7 protein-coding genes are annotated in these 8,616 nt (G+C 60.9%); 6 read left to right on the top strand and 1 reads right to left on the bottom strand.

Going from position 1 to position 8,616, the window contains the following annotated elements:
- A partial coding sequence (locus ACIPZ5_RS18685) for a citrate/2-methylcitrate synthase (RefSeq protein WP_400810061.1) occupies positions 1–637 on the bottom strand: 637 nt, incomplete at its 3' end.
- Positions 638–988: 351 nt separating this feature from the next.
- Here ACIPZ5_RS18685 and sdhC point away from each other — a divergent pair.
- The 6 genes from sdhC (at position 989) to odhB (ending at position 8,567) form a co-directional block, all read left to right on the top strand.
- Positions 989–1,375, top strand: coding sequence for a succinate dehydrogenase, cytochrome b556 subunit (gene sdhC / locus ACIPZ5_RS18680; protein WP_012315350.1), 387 nt, complete (start codon positions 989–991; stop codon positions 1,373–1,375).
- On the top strand, positions 1,369–1,737 hold the full coding sequence (gene sdhD / locus ACIPZ5_RS18675; protein WP_027921320.1) for a succinate dehydrogenase, hydrophobic membrane anchor protein: 369 nt from the start codon (positions 1,369–1,371) through the stop codon (positions 1,735–1,737). Before sdhC ends, sdhD begins: the two co-directional genes overlap by 7 nt.
- A 3-nt stretch (positions 1,738–1,740) precedes the next feature.
- Positions 1,741–3,513: a succinate dehydrogenase flavoprotein subunit gene (sdhA, locus tag ACIPZ5_RS18670; protein ID WP_261943327.1), complete on the top strand. Its 1,773-nt coding sequence runs from the start codon at positions 1,741–1,743 to the stop codon at positions 3,511–3,513.
- Between the two features lie 11 nt (positions 3,514–3,524).
- Complete coding sequence (locus ACIPZ5_RS18665) at positions 3,525–4,229, top strand: succinate dehydrogenase iron-sulfur subunit (RefSeq protein WP_012315348.1); 705 nt, start codon at positions 3,525–3,527, stop codon at positions 4,227–4,229.
- Positions 4,230–4,475: 246 nt separating this feature from the next.
- Positions 4,476–7,307: a 2-oxoglutarate dehydrogenase E1 component gene (locus ACIPZ5_RS18660; RefSeq protein ID WP_343600054.1), complete on the top strand. Its 2,832-nt coding sequence runs from the start codon at positions 4,476–4,478 to the stop codon at positions 7,305–7,307.
- Positions 7,308–7,349: 42 nt separating this feature from the next.
- Positions 7,350–8,567: a 2-oxoglutarate dehydrogenase complex dihydrolipoyllysine-residue succinyltransferase gene (gene odhB, locus ACIPZ5_RS18655; protein ID WP_400810059.1), complete on the top strand. Its 1,218-nt coding sequence runs from the start codon at positions 7,350–7,352 to the stop codon at positions 8,565–8,567.
- The last annotated feature ends 49 nt before the right edge of the window (positions 8,568–8,616 follow it).

Below are 8,616 nucleotides of genomic sequence, written 5' to 3'. Positions count from 1 at the left end.
TGATCGGTTTGATCTCGCACGGGGTGTTGAACATCATGTGCAGGAAGTTTTCCGCGTACGACAGGTCGTTGCGCGGATACATCATCGGCTGGCCCATGGAGTACTTGTAAACCATCGCGGCCAGGGTCGGCATCTTGGCGACCAAGCGCACCGCGGAGATTTCGCGGTGTTGCGGGTTATTGATGTCCAGGGAGTCGTGGTAGAACGCCGAGAGGGCGCCAACCACGCCGCACATCACCGCCATCGGGTGAGCGTCGCGGCGGAAACCGTTGAAGAACGACTTCAGCTGCTCGTGAACCATGGTGTGGTTCTTCACGGTGCTGACGAACTGGGCCTTCTGCTCGGCATTCGGCAGTTCGCCGTTGAGCAGCAGGTAGCAGGTTTCCAGGTAGTCCGATTTCTCGGCGAGCTGTTCGATCGGGTAGCCGCGGTGCAGCAGCACGCCCTTGTCGCCGTCGATGTAGGTGATCTTCGACTCGCACGAGGCGGTCGCCATGAAACCAGGGTCGAAGGTGAAGTGACCAGTGGCCCCCAACCCGCGGACGTCGATTACATCAGGACCAACGGTGCCGGTTAAAATGGGCAGCTCGACGGGGGCAGCGCCCTCGATGACCAACTGCGCTTTTTTGTCAGCCATGTGGCCTCCTATTAATGCTTGAAATCATCAGACAGCCCCCCACGCAGGGCCCGCACCACTATAGAGAAGTAAATTCGAATGTCAATTTGCCTAAAGGCTGGTTGAAAGCCCCTCTGAAGCCTGATTTTTCTAGAATTTCTCGCCCATTTACGCCTTTTGCTCACTAAAGGCAATCCGCTATTTGGGCTACCCCGTCACGTTGTCATAAGCAGCCTAACTGTCTATACTCGGCACCCGACTCCCAGGGGCTTGCAAGCCCGAACTGCTGGGGGTCGCCGTTCCCTGGGTGGTGGGTACCTGACCAGTACACTTACCAACAACTTTGCCCTGATTCGCTAGGGGCTCTTCAGTGTGAAAAAAGCCGTGAAAAGCCAACGACCTGTAAACCTAGACCTAAGGACCATCAAGCTTCCTGTCACTGCGTACACGTCCATTCTTCACCGTATCTCCGGCGTCATCCTGTTCCTCGGCCTTGCCATCATGCTTTATGCACTGGGCAAGTCGCTGGGTTCCGAGGAAGGCTTCGGTGAGGTGAAGGCGTGTCTGACCAGCCCGCTGGCCAAGTTTGTGACCTGGGGCCTGCTGTCCGCCCTGCTTTATCACCTCGTGGCAGGTGTACGCCACCTGATCATGGACATGGGCATCGGTGAGACGCTGGAAGGCGGCAAGCTGGGCTCGAAAATCGTGATCGTCATCTCCGTGGTGCTGATCGTTCTGGTGGGAGTTTGGGTATGGTAACCAATGTCACGAACCTGTCGCGTTCGGGCCTCTATGACTGGATGGCGCAGCGCGTATCGGCGGTCGTTCTCGCGGCTTACTTCATTTTCCTGATCGGCTACGTGGTCTGCCACCCAGGCATCGACTACACCCAGTGGCATGGTCTGTTCTCCAACAACGCGATGCGGATCTTCAGTCTGCTGGCCCTCGTTGCCCTGGGCGCTCACGCCTGGGTCGGCATGTGGACCATCGCCACCGACTACCTGACGCCGATGTCGTTCGGCAAGTCGGCGACTGCGATTCGTTTCCTGTTCCAGGCGGTATGCGGCGTTGCGATGTTCGCTTACTTCGTCTGGGGTGTGCAGATTCTCTGGGGTATCTGATCCATGGCTAGCATTCCAACCATTTCCTTCGACGCCATCATCATCGGTGGCGGCGGCGCCGGCATGCGCGCAGCGCTGCAGCTGGCCCAGGGCGGTCACAAGACTGCCGTAGTCACCAAGGTCTTCCCGACCCGTTCGCACACCGTGTCCGCCCAGGGCGGCATCACCTGCGCCATCGCTTCGGCCGACCCGAACGACGACTGGCGCTGGCACATGTACGATACCGTCAAGGGTTCCGACTACATCGGTGACCAGGACGCTATCGAATACATGTGTCAGGAAGGCCCGGCTGCGGTCTTCGAGCTGGACCACATGGGTCTGCCTTTCTCGCGTACCGAAACCGGCCGTATCTATCAGCGTCCGTTCGGTGGCCAGTCCAAGGACTTCGGTAAAGGTGGCCAGGCCGCCCGTACCTGCGCTGCCTCCGACCGTACCGGTCACGCACTGCTGCACACCCTGTACCAGGGCAACCTGAAGGCAGGCACCACCTTCCTCAACGAGTACTATGCCGTTGACCTGGTGAAAAACAAGGAAGGCGCTTTCGTCGGTGTGATCGCGATCTGCATCGAAACCGGCGAAACCATGTACATCAAGTCCAAGGCCACCGTTCTGGCCACTGGCGGTGCCGGTCGTATTTACGCCTCCACCACCAATGCCCTGATCAACACCGGTGACGGTATCGGCATGGCCCTGCGTGCAGGCGTGCCAGTGCAGGACATCGAAATGTGGCAGTTCCACCCGACCGGCATCGCCGGCGCCGGTGTACTGGTCACCGAAGGTTGCCGCGGTGAGGGTGGCTACCTGATCAACGCCCACGGCGAGCGCTTCATGGAGCGTTATGCGCCGAACGCGAAGGACCTGGCCGGCCGCGACGTGGTTGCCCGTTCCATGGTCAAGGAAATCATCGCCGGCAACGGCGTGGGCCCGAACAAGGACCACGTACTGCTGAAGCTGGACCACCTGGGCGAGGAGGTGCTGCACAGCCGCCTGCCAGGCATCTGCGAACTGTCCAAGACCTTCGCCCACGTCGACCCAGTCGTCGCGCCGGTCCCGGTTGTTCCAACCTGCCACTACATGATGGGCGGCGTTGCCACCAACATTCATGGCCAGGCCATCACCATGGACGAAGAAGGCAAGGATCACATCATCCCTGGCCTGTTCGCCGTAGGTGAAGTGGCGTGCGTATCGGTTCACGGTGCTAACCGCCTGGGTGGCAACTCGCTGCTCGACCTGGTGGTGTTCGGCCGTGCTGCCGGCCTGCACCTGGAGAAGGCACTGAGCGATGGCATCGAGCACCTCGACGCCAGCGACACCGACATCGATGTTGCCCTGAGCCGCCTGAACAAGCTCAACGAGCGCACCACTGGTGAAGACGTTGCCAGCCTCAAGCGCGAGCTGCAAAGCTGCATGCAGAACTACTTCGGTGTATTCCGTACTGGCGAATACATGCTGAAGGGTATCGAGCAGCTGGCCGGCCTGCGTGAGCGCATCGCCAACGTCAAGATCAACGACAAGTCCCAGGCCTTCAACACCGCGCGTATCGAAGCGCTGGAGCTGCAGAACCTGCTGGAAGTCGCCGAAGCTACCGCCATTGCGGCCGAAGCCCGTAAAGAGTCCCGCGGTGCGCATGCCCGTGAAGACTTCGAAGACCGTGACGACGAAAACTGGCTGTGCCACACCCTGTACTATCCGGGTGAGAAGCGCGTCGCCAAGCGTGGCGTCAACTTTGCGCCGAAGACTGTTCCAGCCTTCGAACCAAAAGTCCGGACTTACTAAGGGTGGCTGCTATGTTGAAAGTCGAAGTTTATCGTTACAACCCGGACACCGATTCGGCGCCCAAGATGGAGTCGTTCGACGTCGATACCGGCGGCAAGGACCTGATGGTGCTGGACGTGCTGGCGCTGATCAAGGAGAAGGACGAGGGTTTCTCGTACCGTCGCTCCTGCCGTGAAGGCGTTTGCGGTTCCGATGGCATGAACATGAACGGCAAGAACGGCCTGGCCTGCATCACCCCGCTGTCGGGCGTGGTCAAGGGCAACAAGCTGGTTCTGCGTCCGCTGCCAGGCCTGCCGGTCATTCGTGACCTGGTGGTCGACATGAGCATCTTCTACAAGCAGTACGAGAAGGTGAAGCCATTCCTGCAGAACGACACGCCGGCTCCGGCCATCGAGCGTCTGCAGTCGCCGGAAGACCGCGACAAGCTGGACGGTCTGTACGAGTGCATCCTGTGCGCTTGCTGCTCGACCTCCTGCCCGTCGTTCTGGTGGAACCCAGACAAGTTCCTGGGCCCGGCCGCTCTGCTGCAGGCCTACCGCTTCCTGGCCGACAGCCGTGACACCAAGACTCAGGAGCGCCTGGCGTCCCTGGATGACCCGTTCAGTGTGTTCCGCTGCCGCGGGATCATGAACTGCGTCAACGTTTGCCCGAAGGGTCTGAACCCGACCAAGGCAATCGGTCACGTGCGTAACATGCTGCTGCAAAGCGGCACCTGATTCAAAGCGTTGTAACTGCAGTAAGCCGAGGTGCGGGCGCTGAGCCCGCACTGAGGTAAAACCTGAGCAAGGGCCCACAAAGCCCGCGCTCGATACCTATGAAGATATGAGACCAGCAGGGGCTTTCCGGGCTGGTACCCGGAAAATCAGCAGGATCCAAGTGGCGTGGTTCAGTCGCTTCATTCGGACTTTTCCAGGTTTGCTGTGGCACTTGCCGATCAGTCCCCTAACCGAGGGTGACCAAGCATGCAAGAAAGCGTGATGCAGCGCATGTGGGATAGCGCCCACCTTTCAGGTGGTAACGCTGCATATGTGGAAGAGCTCTACGAGCTCTACCTGCACGACCCTAACGCTGTGCCAGAAGAGTGGCGCACTTACTTCCAGAAGTTGCCAGCCGACGGCAGCACCGCTACCGATGTATCGCACTCGACGATCCGCGACCATTTCGTACTGCTGGCAAAGAACCAGCGCCGCGCCCAACCGGTTTCCGCCGGGAGCGTGAGCACAGAACACGAGAAGAAGCAGGTTGAAGTTCTGCGACTGATCCAGGCCTATCGTATGCGCGGCCATCAGGCTGCCAAGCTCGACCCGTTGGGGTTGTGGCAGCGACCTGCGCCTGTAGACCTGTCGATCAATCACTACGGCTTGACCAATGCCGATCTTGATACGACCTTCCGTGCCGGCGACCTGTTCATCGGCAAAGAGGAGGCGAGCCTACGCGAGATCTTCGAGGCACTCCAGAAGACATATTGTCGCACCATTGGCGCCGAGTTCACCCACATTGTCGATTCCGAGCAGCGCAGCTGGTTCCAGCAGCGCCTGGAAAGCGTGCGCGGCCGTCCGGAATTCTCGGCCGACGTGCAGGCGCACCTGCTCGAGCGCGTGACCGCCGGTGAAGGCCTCGAGAAATACCTGGGCACCAAGTACCCAGGCACCAAGCGTTTCGGTCTCGAGGGTGGCGAAAGCCTGATCCCGATGCTGGACGAAATGATTCAGCGCTCCGGCTCCTATGGCACCAAGGAAGTCGTGATCGGCATGGCCCACCGTGGCCGCCTGAACGTGCTGGTCAATACCTTCGGCAAGAACCCGCGCGAGCTGTTCGACGAGTTCGAAGGCAAGAAGATGAACGAGCTGGGCTCCGGTGACGTGAAGTATCACCAGGGCTTCTCCTCCAACGTGATGACCCCCGGTGGCGAAGTTCACCTGGCCATGGCGTTCAACCCGTCCCACCTGGAAATCGTCTCGCCAGTGGTGGAAGGTTCGGTGCGCGCCCGTCAGGACCGTCGCAACGATACCGTGGGTGACAAGGTGCTGCCGATCTCGATCCACGGCGACGCCGCGTTCGCCGGCCAGGGCGTGGTCATGGAAACCTTCCAGATGTCGCAGACCCGCGGTTTCAAGACCGGCGGTACCGTGCACATCGTGATCAACAACCAGGTCGGTTTCACCATCAGCAACCCGCTGGACGCTCGCTCCACCGAGTACGCCACCGACGTCGCCAAGATGATTCAGGCGCCAATCCTGCACGTCAACGGTGACGATCCGGAAGCCGTGCTGTTCGTGACCCAGTTGGCCATCGATTACCGCATGCAGTTCAAGCGTGACGTGGTCATCGACCTGGTCTGCTACCGTCGCCGCGGTCACAACGAGGCCGATGAGCCGAACGGCACCCAGCCGCTGATGTACCAGCAGATCAGCAAGCAGCGCACCACGCGTGAACTGTATGCCGATTCGCTGATCCAGGCCGGTCGTATCGACGCCGAGCGTGCTCAGGCCAAGATCGACGAGTACCGCAACGCCCTGGACAACGGCCTGCACGTGGTGAAGAGCCTGGTCAAGGAGCCGAACCGCGAGCTGTTCGTCGATTGGCGTCCGTACCTGGGCCATGCCTGGACCGCGCGTCACGACACCCGCTTCGACCTCAAGACCCTGCAGGACCTGTCGGCCAAGCTGCTGGAGATCCCGGAAGGTTTCGTGGTTCAGCGCCAGGTCGCGAAGATCTACGAAGACCGCCAGAAGATGCAGGCCGGTGGCTTGCCGATCAACTGGGGTTATGCAGAGACCATGGCCTACGCCACCCTGCAGTTCGAAGGTCACCCGATCCGCATGACCGGCCAGGACATCGGCCGTGGCACCTTCTCGCACCGCCACGCGGTGTTGCACAACCAGAAGGACGCCAGCACCTACGTACCGCTGAAGAACCTGTTCCCGGGCCAGCCGCAGTTCGAACTGTACGACTCCTTCCTCTCGGAAGAAGCGGTACTGGCCTTCGAATACGGCTACTCGACCACCACGCCGAACGCGCTGGTGATCTGGGAAGCCCAGTTCGGTGACTTTGCCAACGGTGCGCAAGTGGTGATCGACCAGTTCATCACCAGCGGCGAGCACAAGTGGGGCCGTCTGTGCGGTCTGACCATGCTGCTGCCACACGGTTATGAAGGGCAGGGCCCGGAGCACTCCTCCGCGCGCCTGGAGCGTTACCTGCAGTTGTGCGCCGAGCACAACATCCAGGTCTGCGTACCGACCACGCCGGCTCAGATCTACCACCTGCTGCGTCGCCAGGTCATCCGTCCGCTGCGCAAGCCGCTGATCGTCCTGACGCCGAAGTCGCTGCTGCGCCACAAGCTGGCCGTCTCGACCCTGGAAGACCTGGCAGAAGGTTCGTTCCAGACCGTGATCCCGGAAATCGACAGCCTCGATCCGGCCAAGGTCGAGCGCCTGATCCTGTGCGGCGGCAAGGTGTACTACGACCTGCTGGAAAAACGCCGTGCCGAAGGCCGCGAAGATATCGCCATCGTGCGTATCGAGCAGCTGTATCCGTTCCCTGAGGACGACCTGGTCGAAATCCTCGCGCCTTACACCAACCTCAAGCATGCGGTCTGGTGTCAGGAAGAGCCGATGAACCAGGGCGCCTGGTACAGCAGCCAGCACCACATGCGCCGTATCCTGGGCCGCCACAACAAGGCACTGGTCCTGGAATACGCCGGTCGCGACGCTTCTGCCGCTCCAGCCTGTGGTTACGCATCGAAGCACGCCGAACAGCAGGAAAAGCTGCTGCAAGACGCCTTCACTGTTTAATGCCTTCGCGCACCTGAAACCGAATTTAAGGAAACACAGATAATGGCTATCGAGATCAAAGCCCCAACCTTCCCGGAATCGGTTGCCGATGGCACCGTTGCCACCTGGCACAAGCAGCCGGGCGACGCCGTCAAGCGTGACGAGCTGATCGTCGACATCGAGACCGACAAGGTCGTCCTGGAAGTGCTGGCCACCGCCGACGGCGTGCTGGGTGCCATCGTCAAGGGCGAGGGCGACACCGTCCTGTCCGACGAAGTGCTGGGTTCGATCGTTGAAGGTGGTGCTGCCGCCGCCGCTCCAGCTGCCGCCCCGGCCGCTGCTGCTCCGGCTGCCGCTGCTGCCGACGCTGGCGAAGACGACCCGATCGCAGCTCCTGCCGCGCGCAAGCTGGCTGAAGAGAGCGGTATCGATCTGGCGACCGTTGCCGGCACCGGCAAAGGTGGTCGCATCACCAAGGAAGACGTCGTTGCCGCCGTCGCCAACAAGAAGTCGGCTCCGGCTGCCAAGCCAGCTGCTGCCGCCGCTGCTGCTGCTCCGGTTGTGGTTGCCGCTGGCGACCGCACCGAGAAGCGCGTGCCGATGACCCGCCTGCGTGCCAAGATCGCCGAGCGCCTGGTCGAAGCCCAGTCGAACATGGCCATGCTGACCACCTTCAACGAAGTCGACATGACCGAAGTCATGGCCCTGCGTTCGAAGTACAAGGACCTGTTCGAGAAGACCCACAACGGCGTACGCCTGGGCTTCATGTCGTTCTTCGTCAAGGCCGCCACCGAAGCGCTGAAGCGCTTCCCAGCTGTCAACGCCTCGATCGACGGCAACGACATCGTCTACCACGGCTTCGCCGACGTCGGCGTTGCCGTGTCCAGCGACCGTGGCCTGGTGGTTCCGGTACTGCGTAACGCCGAGTCGATGAGCCTGGCTGAAATCGAGAACGGCATCGCCACCTTCGGCAAGAAAGCCCGTGACGGCAAGCTGGCCATCGAAGAGATGACCGGTGGCACCTTCACCATCACCAACGGCGGTACCTTCGGTTCGATGATGTCGACGCCGATCGTCAACCCGCCGCAGGCCGCGATTCTCGGCATGCACAACATCATCCAGCGTCCGATGGCCATCAACGGCCAAGTGGTTATCCGCCCGATGATGTACCTGGCACTGTCCTACGATCACCGCCTGATCGATGGCAAGGAAGCGGTAACCTTCCTGGTCACCATCAAGAACCTGCTGGAAGATCCGTCTCGCCTGCTGCTGGACATCTAACCCTCTGGCTGCGTACCGTGCCGGCCCTGGCTTCGCCAGAAGCCATGCC

The organism is Pseudomonas sp. NPDC089428 (assembly GCF_044749325.1).
In the GTDB taxonomy this organism is placed as follows: Bacteria; Pseudomonadota; Gammaproteobacteria; order Pseudomonadales; family Pseudomonadaceae; genus Aquipseudomonas.
Note: the sequence above shows the minus strand (reverse complement) of the source record. Positions and strands in the feature narration are given on the sequence as shown.

Excerpts from the sequence above, each read along its gene's own strand:
- sdhD (WP_027921320.1), top strand. The coding sequence starts at position 1,369 with ATGGTAACCAATGTCACGAACCTGTCGCGTTCGGGCCTCTATGACTGG.
- sdhA (WP_261943327.1), top strand. The coding sequence starts at position 1,741 with ATGGCTAGCATTCCAACCATTTCCTTCGACGCCATCATCATCGGTGGC.
- ACIPZ5_RS18665 (WP_012315348.1), top strand. The coding sequence starts at position 3,525 with ATGTTGAAAGTCGAAGTTTATCGTTACAACCCGGACACCGATTCGGCG.
- ACIPZ5_RS18660 (WP_343600054.1), top strand. The coding sequence starts at position 4,476 with ATGCAAGAAAGCGTGATGCAGCGCATGTGGGATAGCGCCCACCTTTCA.
- odhB (WP_400810059.1), top strand. The coding sequence starts at position 7,350 with ATGGCTATCGAGATCAAAGCCCCAACCTTCCCGGAATCGGTTGCCGAT.